Genomic DNA, 24643 nt, shown 5'->3' with positions numbered 1-24643 from the left:
ACTCAACTCGCCACTACACTGCATCTTCAGTACTTCACCCTTGATAGGGACTTTGGCACATGGATGAAAACAGAAGACCGATCAAGACGCGCTCTGCGGGCTGGGCTAAACGCGTTACCGCCATCCTGGTGAAAAAAGACATTTCCCCCAATCATATCTCCGTCGCCAGCATCGCTTTTGCGCTGTTTGCGGCTGTGGCGCTGAATATGGATAGCGGTGTCGTTGGCTCGATTTGCTGCGCGGTTGGCATTCAGTTGCGCCTTTTGTGCAACCTCTTCGACGGGATGGTCGCGATGGAGGGCGGCAAGCAATCCGCCATCGGCAGTCTCTACAACGAGTTTCCCGACCGCATTGCCGACAGCCTGCTGATCGTCGGGCTGGGGTACGCCATTGGCTACCCGAACCTCGGATGGTTTGCAGCCCTGGCCGCTGCGTTGACCGCCTATGTCCGAGTGTTTGGCGGCTCCATCGGCCTGCAGCAGAGCTTCATGGGGCCGATGGCCAAGCAGCATCGGATGGCCGTGATGACGGCGGGGCTTGTGCTGAATGCCATCGAAGCGAGCATTTATGGCACTCACTATGTGCTGTTGATCGCTCTGTCCATCATCGCCATTGGCTCAGCCGCCACGTGTGTCACGCGAACGCTGGCAATCGCCACACAGCTAAAAGGTGCCAGCCATGTGGATCAGTAATGCGCTGATTTCTGTCCTTCGATTCCTGATCGGTGTCACGGCTCGGTGGGAGAGCCCGCCGGATCTCACTCGGCAAAAAATCTACTTTGCCAATCACACCAGCCATATGGACACCCTGGCAATCATTGCTGCGCTGCCGCCCGAAGCCCGGCTGAACGTGAAGCCGGTCGCCGCCGCCGATTACTGGGGGAAGAATCGGTTTTTGTCGTACATCTCGCAGAAAGGGCTGAATGCCGTGCTGATCGATCGTCAGGCGGCGCCCGGTCAAAACGCGCTGGCGCCGATTTTCGAGGTGGTGCAGGCCGGCCACTCGATCATCATTTTTCCAGAAGGCACTCGGTCCAGCCAAGCGTTGCCCGGGGCGTTCAAATCGGGTCTCTACCGGCTGGGCGAGACCTTTCCCGACGTCGACCTGGTGCCCATCTACCTGGAAAACCTGCATCGCTCCATGCCCAAAGGCAAACACGTGCCCCTGCCCATCATCTGCACGATCCGCATCGGCAACCCGCTGGAAAGGATTGCCGGCGAGGAAAAACAGCTGTTCCTGGAGCGGGCGCGTGACGCCATAGTGAGGCTGTCCAAATGAGTCTTGAAGCAAAGTTCTTGTGGTTCTTTTTCGGGCTGGCCTGCTTGCTGGCCATTGCTTCGCTCTGCGGTCGGCTGCTGGCCAAACGAGCCAAAACGGAAACCTCTGTCTCGACCATCGAAAACCTCAACCAGCGAGTGAATGCCTGGTGGGGCATGGTGATCATTTTCTTCGTGTCCTACCTGCTGGGCGGCAACGCGACGGTGGTCCTGTTCAGCTTCATTTCACTGTTCGCGCTCAGGGAATTCATCACCCTGACACCGACAACGCTCGGCGATCATAACGCGCTGTTTTCGGCGTTTTTCATCCTGATACCGTTGCAATACATCCTGATCGGAACGCATTGGTATTCGATGTTCACGCTGCTGATCCCGGTGTATGCATTCTTGTTGCTACCGGCGATTGCCGTGCTGAGCCAGGACACCGAAGGCTTCCTGGAACGGACGGCAAAGATCCAGTGGGGCGTGATGATTTGCATCTATTGCATCAGCCACGCGCCAGCGCTGTTGCTTCTGGATCTGGAGGGGTTCAAGGGCCAGAACGCGCTGCTGCTGTTTTATCTGGTGTTCGTGGTGCAGTTGAGCGACGTGTTGCAGTACGTGTTCGGCAAACTCTTCGGCAAGCACAAGGTAGCGCCGCTGGTGAGCCCGTCAAAAACCGTGGAAGGCTTGGTCGGTGGCGGCCTTTCAGCCACGCTGATTGGTGGCTGCATGTTCTGGATGACCCCCTTCAACTTCTGGCAATCACTGCTGATGTCGTTTGTCATCGTGGTGATGGGGTTTCTGGGTGGCCTGGTCATGTCGGCGATCAAACGCAGCCTGAGCGCCAAGGACTGGGGAACCATGATCAAGGGGCACGGCGGAATGCTCGACAGGATGGATTCGATCTGCTTCGCCGCGCCGATTTTCTTTCACCTGACGCGGTACTTCTTTTCCGTCACTTAACGCGTCCTCGATGCTCAAGACCTACCGCATGTCGTAAATAACGGAAAGCGTGACGCCAAGCTTAAATAAGCGCCTGGACCGGTCGATAACCTCTACAGAAAAGCAATCTGCAGTTGGCGCCAGCCCGCTGACAACGTGCCGAGAGAGGTGCCACCGTGTCCATAAAATTACGTCTACTGTTGCTGATGGGCACCGGCTTGCTCACTGCCTTGATCATGAGCCTGGTCAGTTATCTGGGTAACACCCAGATGGCTGAAGCGGTGAATGACAACCAGGTCAGCATGACCGCGCTGCGCAATCATCTTGAAGCCGACATGATGCACGACGCATTACGCGCCGACGTACTGTCGGCCATGCTGGTGGGGTTGGGCAAAAGCACCAGCACCAAAGCCGAGGTGCGCAGTTCCATCGATGAACACGCGGCGCATTTTCGTGAAGTGCTCGGTGAAAACCTCAAGCTGCCGGTCAACGACACGATTAAAGCGGGCCTGAACAAGGTCAAGCCGAGCCTCGACACCTACATCAGTGCGGCAGAGCGCATCGTCAGCCTGGCGCTGGAAAATCCCGATGCGGCAGAAAAAGACCTGGGCGCCTTCAGTGCGGCATTCAGCCAACTGGAAGAGCAGATGGCTGCCCTCAGCGAGCTGATCGAAACCAACACTCAACAGACCAGTGTCGGCACTGCGCAAGCCATTCACAACGCCAACGTCGCACTCGGCGTCGTGCTGATTGCCAGCCTGTTATTGCTGCTGGTCCAGGGACGCTGGGTGATTCTGAGTATTCTGGGGCCGTTGCGCACCGCCAGTCGCATCGCCGACAGCATCGCCCATGGCAACCTGAGCGAGCCGATTGTCGAGCCGACCAGCCAGGACGAAGCCAGCGCGTTGATTCGCAGCCTCGCCACCATGCAACGCGACCTGCGCGGCATGATCGAGGTCGTGCGCAGCAACGCCCATGGCGTCAGCGGCATGAGCTCGCAATTGAGCGATGGCTGCCATGAAGTCGCCGGCAGCAGCCAGCAACAGAGCGCAGCGGCGAGTACGATGGCGGCCGCTGCCAGCGAAATGACCGCGAGCATCGAGGAAATCACCCGGCATGCCGAGCGGGCGTTGAACATGGCCAATCAGGCCGAGGCACTCGCCAAGGATGGTGGTCGAGTGATTCATCAAGTGGTCAACGACATGGACGGCATCGCGCGTTCCGCGCAGCAGTCGGCGCAAGTGATCCGCACGCTGGACAAGGAATCCGAAGGGATTTTCAGCATCATTCAGGTGATCAAGGGCATCGCCGACCAAACCAACCTGCTGGCGCTGAACGCCGCCATCGAAGCGGCCCGCGCCGGTGAACAGGGCCGCGGGTTTGCCGTGGTCGCCGACGAAGTCCGCAGCCTGGCCGGACGCACCAGCGCCTCCACCCAGGAGATTGCCACCATGGTTGCACGCATTCAGCAAAGCACTCGCGAGGCAGTAACCAGCATGGAGGCGGGCGTTGCGCAGGTCGACAAAGGCATGGCCGTGACCGCCGACGTCGAACGCGCCATCCGTGAAATCCTCGAAGCCACGCTGAACACCACGCAACTGGTCAACGACATCACCCGCACCATCGGCGAACAGAGCCTGGCCAGCAACGAAATTGCCCATCAGGTGGAAATGATTGCCGGCATGTCCGAAGACAACAGCAAGGTGATTGGCCGGACGGCTTCGACGACCGATGACTTGTCGATGCTGGCGGGGCAGCTGTCGCAATCGGTGGATCGGTTCAGGCTTTAAGCCATAACGCGATCCTTGTAGGAGCTGTCGAGCTTGCGAGGCTGCGATCGGCTGCGCAGCAGTCGTAAATCCTCAGCACGCGATTTTCCTGATACACCGCATTGCCTGATTTCACGACTGCTGCGCAGCCGATCGCAGCCTCGCAAGCTCGACAGCTCCTACAGGGTCGATCGCAGCCTCGCAATGGGTCATGTTCTCAGCAACCCGCAGGCGACTGGCGCAGTGGTGAAGCCATTTGCGCATGAAACGCCTAGAGGTATTTATCCGTGACCGCGCCCTCGGAGGCGCTGGACACGGTCTTCGCGTACTTGGCCAGCACGCCGCGTTTGTATTTGGAATCCGGACGTACCCAGCGGGTCTTGCGCTCGGCCAGTTCGGCGTCGGATACATCGACGGTAATCTGTCGGGTCTCGGCGTCAATGGTGATTTTGTCGCCGTCTTCGATCAATGCGATCGGCCCGCCCTCAAAGGCTTCCGGGGTGATATGGCCGACGACAAAACCGTGAGAGCCGCCGGAAAAACGGCCGTCGGTAATCAGCGCCACGTCCTTGCCCAAACCCTTGCCCATGACCGCCGATGTCGGCGAAAGCATCTCGCGCATGCCCGGACCGCCCTTGGGGCCTTCGTAGCGGATCACGATCACATCGCCGGCCTTGACTTCGCCGTTGAGAATACCGGCCAGCGCACCTTCTTCGCCGTGATAGACACGAGCCGTCCCTTCAAAGCGCAAGCCTTCCTTGCCGGTGATCTTGGCCACGGCGCCGGTGGGTGAAAGGTTGCCGCGCAGCACCACCAGGTGGGAGTCCTTTTTCACCGGTTGATCGAAGGGTAGAATCACGTCCTGACCTTCGGGGTAGTCCGGCACGTTTTGCAGATTCTCGGCCAGGGTCTTGCCGGTGACCGTCAGCACATCGCCGTGCAGCATGCCGGCGGCGAGCATGCGCTTCATCAACGGCTGAATACCGCCGATAGCCACCAGTTCACTCATCATGTATTTACCGCTGGGACGCAGGTCGGCCACCACCGGCGAGACCTTGCCCAGCTCGACGAAGTCATCCAGTGTCAGCTCGACGTCCACGGCATGCGCCATGGCCAACAGATGCAGCACGGCATTGGTCGAGCCGGCGAGGGCGATGACCACCCGGATCGCATTTTCAAAGGCTTTGCGGGTCATGATGTCCCGCGGCTTGATGTCTAGCTTGAGCAGCTCCATGACCTGCTGGCCGGCGCGGAAACTGTCCGACGCCTTATCGTCGCCGACCGCATCCTGAGAGCTGGAACCCGGCAGGCTCATGCCCAACGCCTCAATGGCGGAAGCCATGGTGTTGGCCGTGTACATGCCGCCACAGGAACCGGGGCCGGGAATTGCCACTTCCTCGATCTGCTTGACCTGGATCTCGTTGATGTCCCCGCGCGCGTTCTGGCCCACGGCCTCAAACACCGAGATGATGTCGGTGTGCCCGGCGCCGGGCCGAATGGTGCCGCCATAGACGAAGATCGACGGGCGATTCAGCCGCGCCATGCCGATCAGGCACCCCGGCATGTTCTTGTCGCAACCGCCCACCGTCACCAGCCCGTCAAAGCCTTCGCAACCGGCCACCACTTCAATGGAATCGGCGATCACCTCGCGCGATACCAGCGAATACTTCATGCCTTCGGTGCCATTGGCGATGCCGTCGGAGATGGTGATGGTGTTGAAAATGACGCCCTTGGCGCCGGCGGCATTCGCGCCTTTTTCGGCTTCGATGGCCAACTTGTCGATGTGCATGTTGCACGGTGTGACCATCGCCCACGTGGAGGCGATGCCGATCTGCGGTTTCTTGAAATCCTCGTCGGTAAAACCCACGGCGCGCAGCATGGAGCGTCCGGGCGCGCGTTCCACGCCATCGACAACTTGGGAGGAATATTTGCGCAGATCAACGTTGTCACTCATGACGTCTCCTCACTGGCTCATCGAGAAAAGCACGATGAGTATAGTGGCCGAGGCGGACTATCAAGTCGGGAACAGACGCGCGGGTTTGCCGTGTCGTGATATTCTTCGCACTAACTTGGTTTGACCTATTCAGTTTGCGTGTCCTTGCGACGCGCCAACAGAATCACTGTCGCTCAAGTAGCTGAGGCCAATAATGATAAAAAACCAGTTCAGTAGGGACATATAAACTGAGGTCGATGCAGTAAGTCGGCCTTGTGTGCCCACCCTCCAATCCTTATGTACGGGAACCCACGACAGGCTGCCTGCTTGCCGTGAACCAGGGGCCTTGTGACTTCGGATGGAAGGGCGGATGGCGTTTTATCATAGGTGCAACAGATGTTTAAAAAAATGAACACAGCCCTGCTGGGGCTGGCTTTGTCGATGGGGATCGCGTCCGCGCAAGCGGAAGAGGCAAAGAAAGTTGATGTGCTGCTCATTGGCGGCGGCATCATGAGCGCGACCCTGGGTGTCTGGCTCAATGAGCTGGAACCGGGCATGTCGATGGAAATGATCGAGCGCCTCGACGGCGTCGCCCTGGAAAGCTCCAACGGCTGGAACAACGCCGGTACCGGTCACTCCGCCCTGGCCGAGTTGAACTACACCCCGGAAGACGAGAACGGCAAAGTCTCGATCCCGAAAGCCGTTGAAATCAACGAAGCGTTCCAGATCTCCCGTCAGTTCTGGGCCTGGCAGGTTCAGCAAGGCGTGCTGAAAAACCCGCGTTCGTTCATCAATTCCACGCCGCACATGAGCTTTGTGTGGGGCGACGACAACATCAAGTTCCTGAAAAAGCGTTACGACGCTTTGCAAGCGAGCCCGCTGTTCGCCGGCATGCAGTACTCCGAAGACCCGGCTGTGATCAAGAAGTGGGTTCCGCTGATGATGGAAGGGCGCGACCCGAACCAGAAAATCGCGGCCACCTGGTCTCCGATCGGCACCGACGTCAACTTTGGCGAGATCACCCGCCAGTTCGTTGCGCACCTGCAAACCACGCCGAAGTTCGACTTGAAACTGTCTAGCGAAGTGCAAGACATCACCAAGAACGCAGACGGCAGCTGGCGCGTCAGCTACAAAAACCTGAAAGACGGCAGCAAATCCGAAACCGACGCCAAGTTCGTCTTCATCGGCGCGGGCGGCGGTGCACTGCACTTGCTGCAGAAGTCCGGCATTCCCGAAGCCAAGGAATACGCTGGCTTCCCGGTAGGCGGCTCGTTCCTCGTCACCGAAAACCCGACCATCGCCGAGCAACACCTGGCCAAGGCCTACGGCAAAGCCTCCGTTGGCGCGCCGCCGATGTCGGTTCCGCACCTGGACACCCGCGTGCTGGACGGCAAGCGCGTGATCCTGTTTGGCCCATTCGCGACCTTCAGCACCAAGTTCCTCAAAGAAGGCTCGTACCTGGACCTGCTGACCACCACGACCACGCACAACGTGTGGCCAATGACCAAGGTCGGCATCAAGGAATACCCGCTGGTCGAGTACCTGGCTGGCCAACTGATGCTGTCTGACGAAGATCGCCTCAACGCCCTGAAAGAATACTTCCCGAACGCCAAAGCCGAAGACTGGCGCCTGTGGCAAGCCGGCCAACGCGTGCAAATCATCAAGCGTGATGAAGCGGCCGGTGGCGTGCTGAAGTTGGGTACCGAGATTGTTGCCTCGCAAGACGGCACCATTGCTGGTTTGCTGGGCGCATCGCCGGGTGCATCGACCGCTGCGCCGATCATGCTGACCGTGCTGCAGAAAGTGTTCAAGGACAAGGTGGCTTCGCCAGCCTGGCAGGAAAAGCTGCACCAGATCGTGCCGAGCTATGGCACTCAGCTCAATGGCAGTCCTGAGAAGGTTGCCGAGGAGTGGGCTTACACCGCCAAGGTGCTGCAACTGACTCCGCCGCCGGCGATCGGTCAGGTGGTGGCTCCGGCTGCTGCTCCGGCGGATGCTGATAAAGCAAAAGCGCCGAAGGCTAATGCTGCCAGCGATATGGCTTTGTAAGTAGAAGCGCAATCGCAAAGCCCACTGAACCGGTGACGGTCAGTGGGCTTTTTTGTGAACGGGTTTTGAGGGGCCAGTATTCAGTCAGCGTCCGGCCTCAGCACGGGGCTTCTGTGCGCGGGTTTGTTGCTAAGCGTTCGGCCGAGGGCTTGCCCGGTCATTTCGACATAGCGGTAGGTGAACATCGACGCCAGGATTACCACGCCCACTACCAGCAACGCGATGACGTTATTGAACAGGGCATTACCGGTGTCCAGGTAGCGGATTCCGTCGATCATCGGTGCGATCTCAACGCCAAGGACTTTTGCCGCCACCATGAACGCCGACACGACGCAAAACAGAATGGCCGCGTGGGTCAGGTAGATGGAATAAGACAACTTGCCGAGAAACCCGAAGGGCCGTCCCGCCAACAACCGCGACACTGCACCGCCATCAAAGGCGAATATCAATACGATGACACCGAACAACGGGCTGGCCACCAATGATTTGCCTGCAAAATCATTGACCACGAATACCAGCGCCGCGGCCACAGCCGCCACTTCAAGCGCTGTCAGCAACCCGGCTTTGGCCTGGCCGGGGTGGGGGAGCTTCAGATACACGGCGTACGCCAGGCAGCCGGTGAAAAAGTAGGTGATGCCCCGCAGCGACTCGATGGTGAAGAAGGTATTGCCTGCAAACATCAGTGCGAGGGCCACGCAGACCATCGTTGCCCAGACCCATGTCCTGACGCCGAAGGCGATGCTCAGGATCACGGCGAAGATCATATAGGTGTAGTACTCGATACTGATGCTCCAGGACGGATAGTTGAACGACAGGGGATTGGTCAAGTACGTCCAGGATTGCAACAGCAGCGCATTAGGCAGAATTTCAGCCGGGGCAAACTTTCCAGTGAATGGCGCATTGTTGAACGTCATGCCTTTTTGGACAGCCATATACCGGCCGCACTCCAAGAGTATAAAAACACCTAACATGAAGAGGTGCAGTGGCAATAAACGGAAAGTCCGCGTTATGAAGAACTTGCGAAAATTAAATTGCACAGCGCTGCCATACGCATGCGTCAAGACAAAGCCGCTCAGTACAAAAAAGAACGAAACGAATACATCGGCATGGCGAAAAAACAACCATTCGGTAAAGCTGTCGCTGACGCGTAAGTGATAGAGCATGACTGAAGCGGCCAGCAGCCCCCTGAAACTGTCCAGCGAGTAAAAACGCTTCTCTGCGCGCATATCCGGGCTCCCTGACTTGCATAGGCGGCACGTTTTGGATTCACCTACGATGACCCTGTCGCTGGGTCGGCGAGGGTTTCGCACGGCTTCTACCCGGTAACGTGCCACCCGCTCCGGGAATGATTGCAAACCCTTCAGTGCTGCAATGAAGAGCGTAGCGCAAGATTTAAACGCTTAATTGGCGAATAACAAACCGCTGATCTGATGTCACGCTAGCATCACTCTTTAAAAGAGCAAGCTGGTTTTTTCGTGTGATGGCGGGTGTATTAACGACGCAATTACAGCGTCAAAAAAGCTACTGATTTTTTAGGGGGAATTGGGGGTTGGATTATGGCGATTGGGATGGGGGGTATATCCGTTGCTGCGGTAACGGCTACTTACGGTTCCGCTCTTACAGCGGGTCACTTTTGGCAAACGCCCGGAATGCCGGCCCAGCCAAAAGTAACCAAAAGGTCTTGCCCCTCCATTCGGTGCCTCGCTTAGGCTCGGCATGCCCTCACTCCGGCATTGCTCCGGGGGCCCGCCGCCATCGGCCATCCATGGCCGGGGGCGGCTACCGCGGCATCCTTGCCGCGGTACCCCCTGCGCAACGCCTGCGTTCGGCCTCTGGGAAAGGGGCGGCAGATCTGAAGCCGAAGCAAAGCAAAGCAAAGCAACGGCAAGATCAAAAATCGCAGCCTTCGGCGCTCCTACATTGACCGTGTGTGCGCATCTATTTGTATCGCACCGATCCCCTGTAGGAGCTAGCTTGCTCGCGATGGACCCACAGGCACCGCGTTTATCCTGTTAACACGCGCCGTCATTGACGTTCTTCGCGAGCGAGCTCGCTCCTACAGGGGAACTCGTATTCCCCAATCAGGCCGGCCGGTAGGCCGCCGTGCTTTTGATTTTGATGCACCGCCCATCGAGAGGCCGAGCGCAGGTTCTGCGCAGTGGGCAACCCGGCAGGGATGCCGGGTTAGCCGCCCCCGGCCATGGATGGCCGATGGCGGCGGGCCCACGGAGCAGGACCGGAGCGAGGGCATGCCGAGCCTTAGCGAGGCACCGAACGAAAGGGCAGAAGCGCTTTGGTTACTTTCGCGCTTTTCGAAAGTGACTCGCCGTAAGGGCGAAACCCATAGCCGCAGCAACCAAAAAAACGGATATACCCCCAATGCATGGTATTGGTCGTCGTACAACGAAGCTTGACGCCAGAAACCCAAAAGCCCGCCCTCAACACCCCCAATATCAAAGGCTAACAGCCCCACAGCCAGCGCAACCTGTAAGAAACAGAAAACCTAGCAAGCATTCCCTATCAAGACGAACGGCCATTTTTCAGATTGACAGCCCGGCACCGAAGTCGATATAAAAGCGACAGTTGTACGACGACAGACGATAAGTCGGCTGTTCAACCCTAAAAATAAAAATGAGTGTCGGCCCCCACTATGAAATCCACCAGCGTACTCACCTCCTCGAATACCGCTTCCCATGGCCCGATCTTGACCGATCGCCCGTGCGCACCCTCACGCCCATTGCATGCGCAAGACGCCTCATAGCATTCGCTAAAAGCCCACCCTGAGAATTTTGCTACGCGTGATTCATCGGTGGTGGGAGCAATAAGTCGATCGGGAAACACGGCGAAATCTGACCAGCCCTGGCGCGAATTCTCGCGTTTTGGCGATGCTTTACGACACAATTGATCTCGCTTGAAACCGAGAGATCATCACCATAATCCAATAATAAAGTGATGCTATGAATCTGAACGAGCCCATCAATCCGCAACGCATAGGCCAGGCCGTTGGCAAATATCGCTGGACGATCTGTGCGCTGTTGTTTTTTGCCACCACCGTCAACTACCTGGACCGTCAGGTACTGAGTTTGTTGGCGCCGGACCTGTCGACGCAGTTTGGCTGGAGCAACACCGACTACGCCAACATCGCTTCGGTTTTCCAGTTCGTGTACGCGATTTCCATGCTGTTCGCCGGCCGTTTCGTCGATAAAATCGGCACCAAGAAGGCCTACATCGTGGCGATCGGCGTTTGGTCAACCGGCGCGATGATGCACGCGTTTTCAGTGCCGATGGGCGAGGGCATCGCTGCCGTGAGCAGCGCGTTCGGCCTGGCGGTCATCCCGGTCTCGATTGCCGGCTTCATGCTGTCGCGCGCTGTATTGGCGATCGGCGAAGCGGGTAACTTCCCGATTGCGATCAAGGCCACTGCCGAATACTTCCCGAAGAAGGAACGCTCCTTCGCCACCGGTATTTTCAACTCCGGCGCGAACGTTGGCGCGGTCCTGGCACCGATCTGCGTGCCGCTGATTGCCGGTCTCTGGGGCTGGGAAGCAGCGTTTATCGTCATCGGCATGTTGGGCTTCGTTTGGGTAGCCGTCTGGATCGCCTTGTACGAGAAACCGGAACAGCAAAAACGCTTGTCGGCGCAGGAACTGGCCTACATCCGCAGCGATGACACCGTGGAAGTGGTCACCGCGCCGGTAGCGGGCGAAGTCGCCAAAAAAGTCTCGTGGTTCAAATTGCTGACCTACCGCCAGACCTGGGCCTTTGCCTTTGGCAAGTTCATGACCGACGGCGTGTGGTGGTTCTTCCTGTTCTGGCTGCCAACTTATCTGTCGGCGCAATACGGCATGAAAGGCCAGGCCATCGTGTTGCCGCTGGCCGTGCTGTACAGCATGACCATGGTGGGCAGTATTGGCGGCGGCTGGTTCCCGAGCTATTTCATGGCGCGCGGCGACAAGCCGTATGACGGTCGCATGAAAGCCATGCTGGTGATTGCGTGCTTCCCGCTGCTGGTGCTGTTGGCACAGCCATTCGGTTACATCAGTTTCTGGGTGCCGGTGCTGCTGATCGGTGTGGGCGCGTCGGCGCACCAGGCGTGGTCGTGCAATATCTTCACCACCGTGTCCGACATGTTCCCGAAAAAGACCGTCGCTTCGGTGGTCGGTATTGGCGGCATGGCAGGCGGCTTGGGCGGTGTCGTGATGACCAAGATCGGCGGTTGGGTGTTCGACTACTACAAATCCATCAACGATATTCACACCGGCTACATGATCATGTTTGCAATCTGTGCGCTGGCCTATCTGGTGGCATGGAGCGTGATGAAAATGCTGGTGCCACGCCACAAGGAAATCACTGACCTGTAAACAGCGTTTAGTGCGATAAGAAGCTCCGTTCCATTGAGATGGGACGGAGCTTTTTCGTTTTTATAGATCTTGAGATCGCAGCCTTCGGCAGCCTCTGATCCGTACTTTTCAGCGCAATCTGCCTCTGTAATGCACACAGCCCTCGGCTCACAATGACGGCACGGTCAGCGTTCACCGAGCGGCTGCACCGCAAACTCAATGTAGGAGGCCTTCATGGGCAAGATGGCGATTTTCCTGGGTGGATTTCTGGTGTTGACCCTTTTGATTGGTGCGCTTGCCACGATTTCTCCGGTTTAGTTCGCCCAGCGACAGCGCTGGCAAAAAGCACAACGCCTCCACAGTGGGAGGCGTTGCGATCTTTCAGTGATAGCGATTACTTGAGGTCGAAGCGATCCAGGTTCATCACCTTGGTCCATGCCGCCACGAAGTCGTTGACGAATTGCTCCTTCGCGTCGCTGCTGGCATAGACCTCGGCCAACGCTCGCAGCTGCGCGTTCGAGCCAAAGACCAGGTCGACACGCGTGGCAGTCCACTTCGCTTCACCCGTTTTGCGATCGCGGCCTTCGAACTCCTCGTTAGCTTCCGAGACCGGTTTCCACTCCACGCCCATGTCTAACAGGTTGGTGAAGAAGTCGTTGGTCAACGCCCCCGGCTGCTTCGTGAAGACGCCGTGCCGGGTTTGCCCGACGTTGGTGTCCAACACCCGCAGGCCGCCAATGAGCGCGGTCATTTCCGGTGCGGTCAGCGTCAGCAGTTGCGCCTTGTCGATCAACAGCTGCTCGGCCGGTACGCGGTATCTGCTTTTCAGGTAGTTGCGGAAGCCATCGGCAATGGGCTCAAGGAAACCGAACGATTCCACGTCCGTTTGCTCTTGAGAGGCATCCATTCGCCCCGGCGTGAAGGGCACCGTCACACTGTGCCCGGCATTTTTCGCGGCCTGTTCGACGCCGGCGTTACCGGCCAGCACGATCAGGTCGGCCAGCGAGATTTTCTTGCCGCCGCTGTTGAACTCATTCTGGATGTTTTCAAGTTTGCCCAGCACGTTGGCCAGTTGCTCAGGCTGGTTGGCTTGCCAGAATTTCTGCGGAGCCAGTCGCAGACGCCCACCGTTGGCACCGCCGCGCTTGTCCGAGCCACGGAAGGTGGAAGCCGCCGCCCAGGCCGTCGACACCAACTGCGGAACGCTAAGGCCGGAGGCGAGGATTTTGCTCTTGAGTGCAGCGACGTCACTGTCGTTGACCAGTTCATGGTCGACTGCCGGGATCGGGTCTTGCCACAGCAATTCTTCGGCCGGCATTTCCGGGCCGAGGTAGCGCGAGAGTGGCCCCATGTCGCGGTGGATGAGCTTGAACCAGGCGCGGGCGAAGGCGTCGGCCAATTGATCGGGATTGGCCAGGAAGCGTCGCGCAATCGGTTCGTAGATCGGGTCGAATCGCAGGGCCAGGTCCGAGGTCAGCATGGTCGGATTACGCCGCTTGGACGGGTCATGTGCATCTGGAATGGTGCCAGCCCCCGCACCGTTTTTCGCGACCCATTGGTTCGCCCCGGCCGGGCTTTTACTCAGTTCCCACTCGAAACCAAACAGGTTTTCCAGGTAGTTGTTGCTCCAACGGGTGGGCGTGGTGGTCCAGGTCACTTCCAGGCCGCTGGTGATGGTGTCCGGGCCTTTGCCGGTGCCGAAGCTGTTCTTCCAGCCAAAGCCTTGTTGTTCGAGGCCAGCCGCTTCCGGCTCGGCGCCGACATTGTCGGCAGGTCCGGCGCCGTGGGTCTTGCCGAAGGCGTGGCCGCCGGCGATCAGCGCCACGGTTTCCTCGTCATTCATTGCCATGCGACCGAACGTTTCACGGATGTCCTTGGCCGAAGCGACGGGATCCGGGTTGCCTTCGGGGCCTTCAGGGTTCACGTAGATCAAGCCCATCTGCACCGCAGCGAGCGGGTTTTCGAGGTTGCGTCCCTGCTCGGTACGACTCTCTTCGTTTTCGCCGGGTTCGGCAACGAGTGGGCCTTCGCCGGGTTCTTGCATGGGTTCATTGTCTTTGCCGTAGCGCGTGTCGCCGCCCAGCCACTTGTTTTCAGACCCCCAGTAAACGTCTTCATCCGGTTCCCAGACGTCCGGACGCCCGCCAGAAAACCCGAAGGTCTTGAAGCCCATGGATTCCAGCGCGACGTTGCCGGTGAGAACGATCAGGTCTGCCCAGGAAATGTTACGACCGTACTTTTGCTTGATCGGCCAGAGCAGCCGGCGCGCCTTGTCGAGGCTGACGTTATCCGGCCAACTGTTGAGCGGGGCGAAGCGTTGTTGACCGGAGCCGGCGCCGCCACGCCCGTCACCGGTGCGGTACGTGCCAGCGGCGTGCCAGGCCATGCGAATGAAGAGTGGCCCGTAGTGACCGAAGTCCGCCGGCCACCAATCCTGTGAATCGGTCATCAGCGCATTCAGGTCTTGCTTGACCGCCGCAAAGTCCAGGCTCTTGAACGCTTGGGCATAGTTGAAGTTCTCGCCCAGGGGATCGGACAGGGACGAGTGCTGGTGCAGGATCTTCAGATTCAGTTGGTTCGGCCACCAGTCGCGGTTCGTCGTGCCACCGCCAGCGGCGTGATTGAACGGGCATTTCGATTCGTTTGCCATCTGTGAGCTACCTTTGGTCGTGTTCATCCGGCTATTCGGCCCAGTGTTGGGCGTTAAACAGCAACGGGCGAAACCAATGACACAGGCTGCTGGGCCAGCACTTTGATCAACTGATTGTTTTGATGACTCGGGGATTCTGAACAGCGGCAATCGAGTTGCCTGCACGGTGGCCCACGGCAGGTTTAGTCAGGCTTCTGACCCATTCCTATCTCCTTATCAGCTCTTACCGGCCGGCTTATGGTGCCAGCGCTCGAGTAAGGTTAGACCCCAGTTGGGAAGTCAGCTAATAGGTGGAGTATTAGATCGTGATAGGCAGAGTCTTTTACGGGTGTCACGGGTAATTCCGCGTCTATTTGCAGTATAGACGCGGGAAAACCATCACTTGCGCACGTTCTGGTACAGCATCAACCGTGAGGTTTCATGCAGGGCGCGGGTCAGTTGTGACAGGCGTTTGAACTCTTCCGGGTTTTGCTCGGCGACGTTGTCCAGCGGCGTCGGTGAGGCCAGGTCATGGAGAGAGGGCGAGCTGCCGTCATGTTCCATCTGCACCATGTAATGTTGAGTCACGCCGGCAATCAGCGGGAACGTGCCTTCACGCAAGACCAGCGGCACCACGCGCTCACCCTCGGGCGCCGGCTGCTGGATATCACGGCCCATGCCGCTGTTGCGGAACTCAAGGCCGGCCATGCCGGCCACGGTTGGCAGCAAGTCCACCAGGCCGACCGCTTCCTTGACCTTACGCGTCCCGAGCAAACCGGGTGCATGAATCAGCATCGGCACCGCGTTGCTTTCCAGGCCCAGTTGCTCGTAGGCCGGTGCCAGGTAAGGGATCTGGGCGATGCGGGTGTTGTGGTCGCCAAACATCACGAAAATGGTGTTTTCGTACCAGCCACCGGCCTTGGCGATTTCCATCAGGCGGCCGATGTTGAAGTCCAGCAAGCGCACGGCGTTGTACTGCTCGACACTGCGTGAGCCCGCGGCCTGGACTTCTTCCAGGGTCGGGTGCTTGACCTCGAACCCGTCATTGCTCTTGGGAATCGTGAAGGGGCGGTGGTTGCCGGCCGTTTGCACGTAGGCGAAGAACGGTTTGTCCTTGGGCAGCGCTTGCAGGATCTGGTCGGTTTCCTTGAACAGGTCCAGGTCCGAGATCCCCCAGACGTCCACCACCGGGGATTTCCAGTCGCGCTCTTCGAACAAGCGGACGCCATCGATGCTTTGCCGAATCAAGGCATTCATGTTGGCCCAACCGGAGTTGCCGCCGATGGTGTAGATCTTCTCGTAGCCGGTGAAGGCATTGATCAGCGTGTTCTGCTGGGTGATCAGCGGATTGCGCGTCGCGGTTTCCTGGCGCGTGACGTCCGGTACTCCGCTGATGCTGGCCCAGACGGTTTTTGCGGTCCCGGTTACCGGCACGTAGAAGTGCTCGAAGAACCAGCTCTGCGTGGCCAGGCGATCGATATTCGGCGTCGGGTTGATCGGGTTGCCATAGGCGCCGACGGCACTGGTGCCCAGTGATTCGAGCATGATGAACATCACGTTCGGCGGTCGCGAACCCGGTACCTTGTAGGATTGTGGCGCTTGATGGCGGACGAAGTTCAGGGCCTGCGGATCGGGCTGGTCGACGCCCAGGTACTTGGCCATGACCGCGTAGTGTGCGCGCACCTGTGCTTCGTCATAGCGCGATTGGCCGACCTTGACCGTGTCATAGAGGAAAATCACCGGGTTCAGGCCCAACGCCGCCACTTGGTTATTGCCCGAGAAAAACGCATCGCTCCAGCGCAGCGGGACCGGGTTTTCAAGGTTCATGTTCTCCACACGGCCCAAAATACCCAGTAGCACCAGCACCACCATCAGCGCGCCACCCCATGTCGCCGAGAGCGGGTGAATGACTTGGCGCGGGCGGTCCAGCGTGACGCGTTCCAGGCGTATCAGGGCCACGGTCACCAGTGCAACGGTTGCCAGCCAACCCAAAGAAATCCAGATAACCGGGTAGGTCTGCCAGACCATGTCACGGGATATTTGCGCGTCCTCGATGAAGCGCAGCACCGTGGCGTTGATCCGCACGCCCAGGTAGGCGTAATGGCCAAAATCGATGATGTAGATCAGCAGCAGTACGCTGAGGATCGCCACCAGATAGACCCGGGCGAGGAGACGAAGCAGACGGCTGCCGATCAGGTTCCAGCGAGGAATCCAGGCCAGCAACGCCAACGGCAGCATCACCAGGATGGCCAGGCGCAGGTCGAAACGAAAGCCGATGCCCAAGGTTTCCAGCACAGCTTTTTCGTCGCTCAGGGCGTTGGCGTCGAAACCGGAAAAGCCGAAAAAGAACACCACCCGCAGCAGTGCAAACAGCACAAACGCAATCGCTGTTGCGCCCAGCCAGTAATGCAAACGTCTCGATTTCAGCCAACCCATCCGTGTTCCCCTGTAAAAAATATCGTCAAATCTCAAACGGATTTGTTTGCCATGGGACTGCGCAGCGTCATTAGCCAGCGATACGCCCAGCGCGTCGCCAGCATCAGCAAAGCCAGGCAGCAATACAGACCCAGCAGCGGATCAATCAGGTAATCCCAATAGTTGTGCGACGGTTTGATCCCGGCGACGAAGGCCAGGGTCGCGCTGGCCAACATCACGACGGCCAGGCCGTTGCGCAGGTAAAACAGGCCCAGCGTCAGCAGTGCGACGAAAATCAACAGCGGGCGCGGGCTGTAACCCAATCGATAAGGGTCCAGGTCACTCAAGCCCAGGGTTGCCGGGTACAGCACCAGGGCCATCGCGGCGAAGAGGATCAATACACGGGTTTGACCGTGCTGCGCGGGCGGCAACACATCCAGCCGACGCAAACAGCCCCACATCATGAACACCAGTGAGGTGATTGCCAGGTCATCGATGTGGCTGCGCAAATACGCGGCCAGCGTTAACCCGTCCAGTGGTATGAAGCTGGCGGCCAACAGTGCGATCAGCAGCGCGAGGCGCCAGGCCTTGTTCAGTCCAAAAGACGGCAGCACCAGGAAGAGGATCATCGCGAAGCTGACGTGGGCTTGCCACAGACTAATCATTTGAGACGCTCGGACAGCCACGCATCGTTGAAGGTGACGTGTTTGATGAAGGTGTTGTTCCAGGAATAAACCAGGTGATACATGCCGTCGGGGCTGCGGATGAAGTACGGGTATTCATATTCAAACTCACAGCCTTGGGTTTTACAGACACGCTTGTCGAGGTTGTCGAGGAATTGCGCTTCCAGTGGTTCGCGAAGCTTGCCACTGGAGCCACGGAACTCTCTGCCGATGATTTCCTTGTAGGCGAGGGGCGAAAACGGCGCGCCTTGCGGGTCCGGTGATTTGTCCAGATCGCGCAACGAGCGCCAATCGTCCATGTTCGCATCGGTGCCATACAGGCTCAGCTTGAAGCGCCCCTCCTGCAGGTCGTTCAGCGCTACCAGCAAGCCGTGTTCGGGCGTCGCGATCGCCGCCAGGGAGGAATTCGGGTTCGAGGGGTCGAGCGGATAAGGTTCGCTCCAGGTTTGCCCGGCATCTTCCGTGCGGCTCGCCAAGACACGGTGGTGGGTGTTGCCGGCATAGCGCAACAAGGCGATGCCACGCCGGCCATCCAGCGGCACCACCGCTGGTTGCAATGAGTTATTGCCGTGGCTGATGCGGTATTTGTCGATCACCGCACCGTCTGCGCTCAAGTACAGGTACTCGGCAAACTTGCCCAGGAATTCGTGGTAGATCGGCAAACCGATGGAACCGTCGACATGAAACACCGGTGCCGAGCGAACCAGGGTGCTGATGTTCAGAAAGGGTGAGGTGATCAACTGACGCGGTGCCGACCAGTGTGCACCGAAGTCGTCCGAGACCATCACATTGACCGCGCTGGCGGCCCAGCCACCCATGGATACGGACACGTAGAACAGCCACAGGCGATTGTCCGGCGCGAGTGCGACCACCGGGTTGCCCAGTTTTCGAATGTATTTGCGGGTGCCTTGCTGGGTCGAGTCGCGGGTCGCCATGACCTGCTCCGCGCCCCATTCACCGGTGCTCACGTTAAAGCGGGCGGAGCGCACCTGTACGTCAGCGGCGCCTTCGCGAGTGCCGGCGAACCAGACCGCCATCAGGCTCCCGTCAGGTAACGCGGTGACCGCCGAGGAATGCACGAAGTCGACCAGCCCGGAGGAGGCGAAGCGGCTGGTATAAATCGGCTTGGCTACTTTGTCGGCCACGGCCATCGCCGGGCTCATCAGGGCAAAGGACGCATGCTTGGGGGCAGGGTGGGTGAACCATGCGCCCGCAAAGAGGCAGGCAAGGGCAAGGTAAACACCGAGGGTAGGAAGACCGGGTAAGGTGATGCGCATAATTAGAACAGAACATCTCATGGCCCGAAGGAGCGGCGTAACGTAACACTCGCTAGTACAGGATCGGGTTTTATGAGTGACTGTTTTGTAAGTAGATGTTTGTGATGCGCGTCGATGCTGTCGGCACAGGCTCGGCTGAGAGAATGAAACTACCGGACCAGAGCACTTTTGGTTCGATCTATAGGACTGATTGGCGGGTTGCCATTGGTCGTAGCACCGGACCGCAGCAATCGGTTGCCAGGTCCGGCTAGTAAAAAAACGACTTTTGTGCCACAGCGTGAAAACTTTTTCTACGATTTCAAGGCGTCAGAAGTAATACCCGATATTGACGTTGGTCCGGTAGTACCACTGATTGCTGCCCACCGAACTGGTATTGGTGAAGCCCGTGCCATTTTCCGCACCGCCGTAGGGGTTGGCGTTTTTCGCCCAGGTCAGGTCGACCCACGCCATGATCGGCATTGCCAGGAACTGCGCACCGACGGTGTACATCTGCGAGTCGTCCCAACCGCTCTTGTCTTTCATCATGCGGCTGTAGTCGTTGTACAGTTTGATCTTCTTCAACTGCCCCAGTTTCGGCGTCGGGATATCGTAGCCAACGTTCAGTGACACGATGGTGGCTTTGGACGCGATCAGATAGGCCGGCGTCAGGCCGTTGCTGCCCATCAGCACCGAGTCGTTGCTGACACCGTCGGGGTTTTTCGGGTCGTACTCGTAGCGAATGCCTTGGGTGCTGACGGTCCATTGGCCAGCGTTGATGATGGCGTGGATACCGCCCGCCCAGTAATCGCCGTCGTCTTTGGTGGTGGCGTTGTACAGCTGGGCAGCGGCCACCGATGCGCCGATCTCGGTTTTCCAGCCATCATTGTTGAAGGTCCGCGCGACGCGGGCATTGATCTGGTTGTGTTTCTCGTTGTCCTGGCGCGACTGGGTGAAGGGGATCGCATTGTCGTTGAGATCGGCAAAGCGCCCGACTTCCGGTGAGTAGCGGATATCGGAAGGCAACATGCGCGGGAAATACCCCAGTTGCAGGTCCCAGTCCTGATCCTTGTAGCTGTACTTCAAACCGGTGCCGGCGCTGACGCCATAGCCCATGAAGAAGGGCAGGTGATAGCTCCAGCCGAATTGCGGATAAGGTTCCAGGCCGAATGGCTTGAGCGGCGCGCCCAGTTGCAGGTTTGAGTTGCTGTTGATGCGATAACCGACGAAGCCGCGGTCGATGGAGTGTTTGCCGTCATCCTGGAACCAGTAGCCGACATCACTGAAGAGGTTTTTATAAGTCGCCTGCACGTCGATTCGGAAGGTGTCGAAGAGAAAGCGTCCGTTGTTTTCGGTGGTGTCCCAATGCTCGTCGCGGTAGTTGGTTCGCAGGGCACCGCCGATGTCCAGGCTGCTTTCACCGTCGTCGCTGCGCCAGGCGATATGCGGAAATGGCTTTTTACCGGTCGTCGATGTCACTGGCGCAGCAGGACCGGGTTCACCTGCGAAACTGACGCAACTGGTCATTATCAGTCCCAGGCCTATAACGTAATTCTTCATGTTGGATTCCCCTGCAATGTTGAGCGCTACAAAGTGACCGGCAACACTTTTCCGCTTGCCTTTAAAATGGCAATGGGCGGATGAGTTCGAGTGTTGCTGTATTGGAGTGCGTTTTTGTTTTTACTGTTTCGTCGGTGGGACGGCGTCTGACATATGAACTTGATAGAGATAGAGCAGAAATTATGCCAACTGCCATGTGCCACTTGTCGTTATCAATAAGTCCAGTAAAAACAATTGTTTATATGGGAAACGGGTTTTCTTGTGTTGCCCGTGAAACGCGGGGCTCAGGGGGTAACGAAACTGCACGTTGAGTGTGCGTCTTTACTTCACGCGTAATAAAAAAGGGCCGGCGAATATTTCGAAATTTCAGTTTATTTAAGAGAAGTTTTTGATTTGATTTGGATGGGGGACATATCCGTTTCTGCGGTCATGGCGACTCATGGTTTCGCTTTTACCATGGCGGGGGCGGCTACCGCGGCATCCTTGCCGCGGTGCCCCCTGCGCAACGCCTGCGTTCGGCCTCTGGGAAAGGGGCAGCAGATCTGAAGCAACAGCAACGGCAAGATCTACAGCTTCGCGAGCAAGCCCGCTCCCACATTGATCTTCAGTGAACGCAGATTTTGTGCACGACGAAGCTCAAATGTGGGAGCGGGCTTGCTCGCGAAGGTTTTGAATGCGCGACGTTTATCCTGTTGAAACGCATCATCGTTGACGACCTTCGCGAGCAGGCCCGCTCCCACATTTGGACGGTGTGCACCTGCGAGAGATTGGTCGGCTGTCAGGCCTTCTTCGCGGGCAAGCCGCGCGTTAAAGATCAAGCACCAAACGCCGACTCTTACAACCCGAGACACACACCATCATCGACTTATTCGCCGCCCGCTCAGCTTTGGTCAACACGCCATCGCGATGATCAACATCACCCTCCAGCACCCGCGTCTCGCACGAACCGCATACCCCTTCGCGGCAGCTGTACTCAATGTCGCAACCTGCCTCAAGCAACACGTCGAGCAAACTCAGCCCCGGCTCAATCGATAATGTCTTGCCGGATTTTTTCAGCTCGACGCTGTAGCTGCTCTGCGCATCTTCCGAAGGCGGCAGTTCAGCCGCCGCGAAACGCTCGATATGCGCATGCGGATAACCAAGGCCTTCGCAGGTACTTTCAAACGCATCAAGCATCGGCGTCGGGCCACAGCAATAGAAATGCGTGTCACTGGGCTGATCCGCCAAATAGGCGCTCAGGTCCGGAGGCATGCCTTTTTCATCATTGAAGTGATAGACGACTTTGGCATTCAAACCGCTGAGTTCTTCAACCAGCGCGGCTTCCTGGCGCGAGCGGGCGCAGTAGATAAGCTCGGCGGATTTACCCAGCGCCAGCAGTTGGCGAAACATGCAGTAAATCGGCGTGATACCAATACCGCCGGCCACCAGCACGCTGTGCCTGGCACTCGGGTCGAGCTGGAAATTATTGCGCGGTGACGAGATCGACAATTGCATACCGACCCGCAGTTGTGCGTGCACATACTCCGAACCGCCGCGGCTGTTGCGGTCACGCAGGATACCGATCACATACCGGCCTTTTTCACTCGGCGAGTTGAGCAATGAATAACTGCGCACCAGGCCGTTGGGCAAGTGCAGATCAATGTGCGAGCCCGCTTCAAACGGGGCGAACACCGTGTCGCCAAACGGCCGCAACTCGACGCTGATAATGCCTTCGGCTTCATAGCGCAGCGTGTGCACGCGAGCGGTGAGGGGGGAGGAATGGGACATCGGTCACCTCTTTTCGACAGTACGTAAATCAAGATCGAGACGCGCACTGGCCTCGATCTCTACCCGCAGTTCGGGAAACACCAGTGCGCTGACTTCGACCAGCGTGGATGTCGGGAAAACCGCCTGACCTTGGAAAAAGTCACGCCGCGCACGGCCTACTTCATCCTTGTCGCCGATGGCCGTGACATACACCGTCAACCGATAGATGTTGCCAACATGCCCACCCGCCGCTTCGACCAGCGCGCGGATTTTGTTCAATACGACCAGCGTCTGGGCGTAGGCATCGAGGGGCGCGTCAGCGACAACCGCCAGGCGTGTAGCGGGATGGCCGGTCATGCCGGACATCACCACTTCATTGCCGATCAGCAAGGCATTCGACCAGGTGGCGCTGGCCGACTCGATCAACGAGTCGGCCTGAACACGTTGCACGGCTGAGTTCATGACAACTGCTTCGCGTCGATCAGCTCCAGTTGGGCCTTGGCCGCGTTCTTCAGGTAGCGACGCAGGCGCACCACACCGAGGTCATGCTGGTAGAGGTTTTCACGCTGGTTGGCGTCCGGCTCCATGAACTCGAGCAGCACTCGATCCTGTTCGAGCACTGCCCAGTGACGTGCTTCCAGGCGATTTTTGTAGAGGAAACGCCAGGTGTCGCGCTGCCAGCCGGTCAATGGACGGCAGCGCCAGTGGAACACCGCCGACAAGGCGCGGCTGCTCGGCGTGTAGCTGCCGATGATGGTGAAGTTGCCACCCGGGCCGCCGGTTTTCGGATAAGGGATTTCCAGGCGCAGCCAGTGGCAGCCGTTGTCCATGAACTCGGTCCAGTCGAAATTCACCCCGCGCTGGCCTTCTTTCTCGAAGAAGAAGCCGTTGTCGGTGTCGCGGGTGACGAACTTGGCCGTGGCTTCGCCTTCGCTCATGGAGTGCGACATCTTGTGCAGGTAGGTGCCGTGCATCGGGTCCATGACGTTATCGATCACGTAGCGGTAATCACCTTTCCACTCGGTGTAGCAGACGAAGCTGCTCCAGTCGGGGGAGGTCAACTGCTCAGGCAAGACCAGCTCCGGCGGAGTATCCACGTGCGGGTCGGCGGCGTTGTACAGAAAGATTGCGCCAGCGGCTTCACGGGTGTGGAACATGCGGGTCGGGCGGCTGCCTTCGAGCTTGCAACCGGGGCTGCCGGGAACCTTGGTGACGGTGCCGTCGCAGCGCACTTCGACGCCGTGATAAGGGCATTGCAGACGGTCACCGAGCACCGGTCCCTGGGACAACGGCGCGCCGCGATGCGGGCAGTGATCTTCCAGGGCATGCACGCTGCCGTCGTTGTCGCGCCACAGCGCGATCTTGTAGCCGAGGCGGCGGATCGACAGCGGTTTTTCGCCCAGCAGATCGGAGGGCAGGACCGGGAACCAAAGGTTTTTCAAGCCATTGGCCAAGAGGTTTTCAGCGGGATCGACGGTTGTATTCATGTTCATTTCTTATTGTCCTCCGGCGGGTCATTCGCCCAGCCGAGCCATCAGGGTTTTATAGGCGTCTGGTGTCCACTCTCCGGTGGTCAGCGGGCAGGGCGGTCCGGCCAGGTTGAGGTGCGCGAGCAGGTCGGGCAGCTCGGTGACCCCGTTACCAAAGGCGCGTTCGATGGAGTCGCCGAGCAGCTCCTCGAATTGGGTGTTGGGACGTTTGCGGGCCTGGTGCGGCTCCAGGTAGGGTTCGGTATTGCTCATCTCATTGACCTCCGTTACGTACCCGTTCGCGGATCATTTCGCGCACGGGAATAAAGTCATACGTCGGGAAAACATCGGTGCTGAACACGCCCCAGGCCGAGCGTTCAAGCTCGACGTTGAGGGTCGGCAGCAGACTCGGTGGCAAACGCAGGGTGACGATCTGGCCCAGGCCCATGGCCACGGTCCAGGACACCACCTCAACGCCTTGCGGAGGAAACCGCTCCCACCAGTCCTGCTGCTTCATGTGCCGCTGAATGTCTTCCAGGTTCTTTGATTGGTCGTGCTTGAGCAGCACGCTCACCAGCAAGGTTTCGCTCATGCCC

At 58.5% G+C, this 24643-nt stretch carries 19 protein-coding genes and 1 pseudogene; 7 read left to right on the top strand and 13 right to left on the bottom strand.

What is annotated here, in order from left to right; all coding sequences use genetic code 11:
• The first annotated feature begins 59 nt into the window (after window positions 1–59).
• The 5 genes and pseudogenes from ACIPL2_RS10335 (at window position 60) to ACIPL2_RS10315 (ending at window position 3991) form a co-directional block, all read left to right on the top strand.
• Entirely contained in the window at window positions 60–692 is a 633-nt protein-coding gene (locus tag ACIPL2_RS10335) for a CDP-alcohol phosphatidyltransferase family protein (RefSeq protein ID WP_401355718.1), read from the top strand.
• A complete protein-coding gene (locus ACIPL2_RS10330) occupies window positions 679–1278 on the top strand; it encodes a lysophospholipid acyltransferase family protein (RefSeq protein WP_401355716.1) in 600 nt (199 codons plus the stop codon). Before ACIPL2_RS10335 ends, ACIPL2_RS10330 begins: the two co-directional genes overlap by 14 nt.
• A complete protein-coding gene (locus ACIPL2_RS10325; RefSeq protein WP_401355713.1) occupies window positions 1275–2222 on the top strand; it encodes a phosphatidate cytidylyltransferase in 948 nt (315 codons plus the stop codon). The genes ACIPL2_RS10330 and ACIPL2_RS10325 overlap by 4 nt, the downstream gene beginning before the upstream one ends.
• A 155-nt stretch (window positions 2223–2377) precedes the next feature.
• Window positions 2378–3133, top strand: a pseudogene (locus ACIPL2_RS10320) (MCP four helix bundle domain-containing protein); the annotation flags it as partial.
• A complete protein-coding gene (locus tag ACIPL2_RS10315) occupies window positions 3128–3991 on the top strand; it encodes a methyl-accepting chemotaxis protein (RefSeq protein WP_401355749.1) in 864 nt (287 codons plus the stop codon). The pseudogene ACIPL2_RS10320 and the gene ACIPL2_RS10315, both read left to right, overlap by 6 nt.
• 250 nt (window positions 3992–4241) lie before the next feature.
• On the opposite strand, the gene ilvD is transcribed toward ACIPL2_RS10315, so the two are convergent.
• Complete coding sequence (gene ilvD / locus ACIPL2_RS10310) at window positions 4242–5924, bottom strand: dihydroxy-acid dehydratase (RefSeq protein WP_401355711.1); 1683 nt, start codon at window positions 5922–5924, stop codon at window positions 4242–4244.
• 375 nt (window positions 5925–6299) lie between these two features.
• On the opposite strand from ilvD, the gene mqo reads away from it, so the two are divergent.
• A complete protein-coding gene (gene mqo / locus ACIPL2_RS10305; protein WP_401355709.1) occupies window positions 6300–7952 on the top strand; it encodes a malate dehydrogenase (quinone) in 1653 nt (550 codons plus the stop codon).
• Between the two features lie 80 nt (window positions 7953–8032).
• Here the strand turns inward: mqo and ACIPL2_RS10300 are convergent, their stop codons facing one another.
• Entirely contained in the window at window positions 8033–9178 is a 1146-nt protein-coding gene (locus ACIPL2_RS10300; RefSeq protein ID WP_401355706.1) for an acyltransferase family protein, read from the bottom strand.
• A gap of 1731 nt (window positions 9179–10909) precedes the next feature.
• Between ACIPL2_RS10300 and ACIPL2_RS10295 the strand changes: the two genes are divergently transcribed.
• Window positions 10910–12313 carry an MFS transporter gene (locus tag ACIPL2_RS10295; RefSeq protein ID WP_401355703.1) on the top strand — a complete coding sequence of 468 codons (1404 nt, stop codon included), beginning with the start codon at window positions 10910–10912 and terminating at the stop codon, window positions 12311–12313.
• A 373-nt stretch (window positions 12314–12686) separates the two neighbouring features.
• Here the strand turns inward: ACIPL2_RS10295 and katG are convergent, their stop codons facing one another.
• From katG to ACIPL2_RS10240, 11 genes are all read right to left on the bottom strand, one after another.
• Window positions 12687–14942 (bottom strand): catalase/peroxidase HPI, encoded by a 2256-nt coding sequence (gene katG, locus ACIPL2_RS10290; protein ID WP_401355700.1) that lies wholly within the window; start codon window positions 14940–14942, stop codon window positions 12687–12689.
• 378 nt (window positions 14943–15320) lie between these two features.
• Window positions 15321–17357, bottom strand: a complete 2037-nt coding sequence (locus ACIPL2_RS10285; protein ID WP_401355697.1) for an LTA synthase family protein — start codon at window positions 17355–17357, stop codon at window positions 15321–15323.
• A 32-nt stretch (window positions 17358–17389) separates the two neighbouring features.
• Window positions 17390–18001 (bottom strand): hypothetical protein, encoded by a 612-nt coding sequence (locus tag ACIPL2_RS10280; RefSeq protein WP_401355694.1) that lies wholly within the window; start codon window positions 17999–18001, stop codon window positions 17390–17392.
• On the bottom strand, window positions 17998–19296 hold the full coding sequence (locus tag ACIPL2_RS10275; protein WP_401355692.1) for an exo-alpha-sialidase: 1299 nt from the start codon (window positions 19294–19296) through the stop codon (window positions 17998–18000). The genes ACIPL2_RS10280 and ACIPL2_RS10275 overlap by 4 nt, the downstream gene beginning before the upstream one ends.
• 306 nt (window positions 19297–19602) lie before the next feature.
• Window positions 19603–20832: a hypothetical protein gene (locus tag ACIPL2_RS10270; RefSeq protein WP_401355689.1), complete on the bottom strand. Its 1230-nt coding sequence runs from the start codon at window positions 20830–20832 to the stop codon at window positions 19603–19605.
• A 566-nt stretch (window positions 20833–21398) separates the two neighbouring features.
• Window positions 21399–21650, bottom strand: coding sequence for a hypothetical protein (locus tag ACIPL2_RS10265; protein ID WP_401355686.1), 252 nt, complete (start codon window positions 21648–21650; stop codon window positions 21399–21401).
• Window positions 21640–22599 (bottom strand): PDR/VanB family oxidoreductase, encoded by a 960-nt coding sequence (locus ACIPL2_RS10260; RefSeq protein ID WP_401355684.1) that lies wholly within the window; start codon window positions 22597–22599, stop codon window positions 21640–21642. The genes ACIPL2_RS10265 and ACIPL2_RS10260 overlap by 11 nt, the downstream gene beginning before the upstream one ends.
• A 3-nt stretch (window positions 22600–22602) precedes the next feature.
• A complete protein-coding gene (locus ACIPL2_RS10255) occupies window positions 22603–23040 on the bottom strand; it encodes a Rid family hydrolase (protein WP_401355682.1) in 438 nt (145 codons plus the stop codon).
• Complete coding sequence (locus ACIPL2_RS10250; protein WP_401355681.1) at window positions 23037–24071, bottom strand: Rieske 2Fe-2S domain-containing protein; 1035 nt, start codon at window positions 24069–24071, stop codon at window positions 23037–23039. The genes ACIPL2_RS10255 and ACIPL2_RS10250 overlap by 4 nt, the downstream gene beginning before the upstream one ends.
• A gap of 21 nt (window positions 24072–24092) precedes the next feature.
• Window positions 24093–24320 carry a recombinase-like helix-turn-helix domain-containing protein gene (locus ACIPL2_RS10245; RefSeq protein WP_140681286.1) on the bottom strand — a complete coding sequence of 76 codons (228 nt, stop codon included), beginning with the start codon at window positions 24318–24320 and terminating at the stop codon, window positions 24093–24095.
• Window position 24321: 1 nt separating this feature from the next.
• Window positions 24322–24639, bottom strand: coding sequence for a hypothetical protein (locus ACIPL2_RS10240; RefSeq protein ID WP_401355678.1), 318 nt, complete (start codon window positions 24637–24639; stop codon window positions 24322–24324).
• Window positions 24640–24643: the final 4 nt, after the last annotated feature.

The sequence above is a fragment of the Pseudomonas sp. NPDC086251 genome (genome assembly GCF_044746405.1).
Classification (GTDB): Bacteria; Pseudomonadota; Gammaproteobacteria; order Pseudomonadales; family Pseudomonadaceae; genus Aquipseudomonas.
This window is presented reverse-complemented; position numbering and strand designations above follow the sequence as displayed.

Bases quoted from the DNA above. Each gene is read 5' to 3' on its own strand.
- ACIPL2_RS10270 (WP_401355689.1), bottom strand. From the start codon at position 20,832: ATGAAGAATTACGTTATAGGCCTGGGACTGATAATGACCAGTTGCGTC.
- katG (WP_401355700.1), bottom strand. From the start codon at position 14,942: ATGGCAAACGAATCGAAATGCCCGTTCAATCACGCCGCTGGCGGTGGC.
- ACIPL2_RS10260 (WP_401355684.1), bottom strand. From the start codon at position 22,599: ATGTCCCATTCCTCCCCCCTCACCGCTCGCGTGCACACGCTGCGCTAT.
- mqo (WP_401355709.1), top strand. From the start codon at position 6,300: ATGTTTAAAAAAATGAACACAGCCCTGCTGGGGCTGGCTTTGTCGATG.
- ACIPL2_RS10330 (WP_401355716.1), top strand. From the start codon at position 679: ATGTGGATCAGTAATGCGCTGATTTCTGTCCTTCGATTCCTGATCGGT.
- ACIPL2_RS10275 (WP_401355692.1), bottom strand. From the start codon at position 19,296: ATGCGCATCACCTTACCCGGTCTTCCTACCCTCGGTGTTTACCTTGCC.
- ACIPL2_RS10280 (WP_401355694.1), bottom strand. From the start codon at position 18,001: ATGATTAGTCTGTGGCAAGCCCACGTCAGCTTCGCGATGATCCTCTTC.
- ACIPL2_RS10245 (WP_140681286.1), bottom strand. From the start codon at position 24,320: ATGAGCAATACCGAACCCTACCTGGAGCCGCACCAGGCCCGCAAACGT.
- ACIPL2_RS10325 (WP_401355713.1), top strand. From the start codon at position 1,275: ATGAGTCTTGAAGCAAAGTTCTTGTGGTTCTTTTTCGGGCTGGCCTGC.
- ACIPL2_RS10300 (WP_401355706.1), bottom strand. From the start codon at position 9,178: ATGCGCGCAGAGAAGCGTTTTTACTCGCTGGACAGTTTCAGGGGGCTG.
- ACIPL2_RS10240 (WP_401355678.1), bottom strand. From the start codon at position 24,639: ATGAGCGAAACCTTGCTGGTGAGCGTGCTGCTCAAGCACGACCAATCA.
- ACIPL2_RS10250 (WP_401355681.1), bottom strand. From the start codon at position 24,071: ATGAACATGAATACAACCGTCGATCCCGCTGAAAACCTCTTGGCCAAT.
- ACIPL2_RS10335 (WP_401355718.1), top strand. From the start codon at position 60: ATGGATGAAAACAGAAGACCGATCAAGACGCGCTCTGCGGGCTGGGCT.
- ACIPL2_RS10295 (WP_401355703.1), top strand. From the start codon at position 10,910: ATGAATCTGAACGAGCCCATCAATCCGCAACGCATAGGCCAGGCCGTT.
- ACIPL2_RS10255 (WP_401355682.1), bottom strand. From the start codon at position 23,040: ATGAACTCAGCCGTGCAACGTGTTCAGGCCGACTCGTTGATCGAGTCG.
- ACIPL2_RS10315 (WP_401355749.1), top strand. From the start codon at position 3,128: ATGCAACGCGACCTGCGCGGCATGATCGAGGTCGTGCGCAGCAACGCC.
- ilvD (WP_401355711.1), bottom strand. From the start codon at position 5,924: ATGAGTGACAACGTTGATCTGCGCAAATATTCCTCCCAAGTTGTCGAT.
- ACIPL2_RS10285 (WP_401355697.1), bottom strand. From the start codon at position 17,357: ATGGGTTGGCTGAAATCGAGACGTTTGCATTACTGGCTGGGCGCAACA.